Source organism: Halobellus sp. GM3 (assembly GCF_052545375.1).
This window is the reverse complement of sequence record NZ_JBQWLT010000027.1, coordinates 1-1243: the sequence shown is the minus strand read 5'-3', so window position 1 is coordinate 1243 and position 1243 is coordinate 1. Positions and strand designations below refer to the sequence as shown.

Sequence of the window (1243 nt, the reverse complement as noted above, 5' to 3'; positions counted from 1 at the left end):
GGGTGGTGCGCGTATTCGGCGTCGACGGAGGTGGGTGGTTCGCTTATTCGGCGTCGGTGGAGCCGATGTCGACGTTGATCGTTTTCAGTTGCGTGTAGTGGTCGACCGCTTGCATGCCCTTCTCGCGGCCGAGCCCGCTCTTTTTATACCCGCCGAACGGCGTCTGCGGGTGCGAGCCCGCGTACTGATTCACCATCACGCTCCCGGATTCGATCCCGTTGGCCACCCGGTGGGCTCGATCCAGCGTGTTCGTCCACACCGTCGCGTACAGTCCGAACTCCGTGTCGTTCGCCCGGCGGATGACTTCTGATTCCTCGGAGAACGAATACAGGTTGATCACCGGGCCGAACACTTCCTCACAGGAGATCTGCGCGTCGTCGGCCGCCCCCTCGATGATCGTCGGCTCGTAGAAGTTCCCCGCCCGCTCGGCCGGTCGTCCCCCCGTGAGCGCCGTCGCGCCGTCCGCGAGCGCGCTCTGGACGTAGCTGTCGATGTTCTCGAGCGCCTCCGCGGTGACCACCGGCCCGAGGTCGGGGTTCTCCATCCCCGCGCCCAGATCCAGCGATTCGACGGCGTCAACGTACCGCTGTGTGAACTCCTCGTAGACGTCCTCGTGGACGAACACCCGCGTGGTCGCAAAGCACACTTGCCCGTTGATGAACGTCATCGCTTTCAGCGCCCCGTCGACGGCGGCCTCGAGGTCGGCGTCCTCGAAGACGACCGCGGGGCTCTTCCCGCCGAGTTCGAGCACGGAGGGAATGACCTGGTCGATCGCGGCCTTCGCGACGATCTGGCCCGTCGAGACCGACCCCGTGAACGTGAGCTGATCGATCCGGGGGTCCGTCGTCAGCGCCTCGCCCGTCTCGACCTCACCCGAAACGACGTTGAACAGGCCGTCGGGCAGTCCCGCTTCGGTGGCGATCTCGGCGAGTTTCAGGATGACGCCGGGCGCGAACGGCGAGGGCTTGACGACGACGGCGTTCCCCGCAGCGAGCGCGGGCGCGACGCCGCGGAGGCACAGCAGCACGGGGGCGTTCCACGGGACGATCTGTGCGCTGACGCCGATCGGCTCCTTGCGCGTGAACGCCTGCTCGGAGGGGCCGACCGGCAGCGTCTCGCCCTCGACCTTGTCGGTCATACCCGCGTAGTAGTCGATGTAGTCGACGGCGTTGCCGACCAGCCCCTTCGACTGCCCGATGGGCCGACCCATCTCCCGGGTGGCGATCTCCGCGAGTTCGTCGAC

Annotated in this window: 1 protein-coding gene; it reads right to left on the bottom strand. The window is 66.9% G+C overall.

The window, feature by feature from the left end:
- Positions 1 to 43: 43 nt before the first annotated feature.
- Positions 44 to 1243 (bottom strand): aldehyde dehydrogenase family protein (locus ACT3HL_RS17585; protein ID WP_445088052.1); only part of this gene is annotated, 1200 nt, incomplete at its 5' end.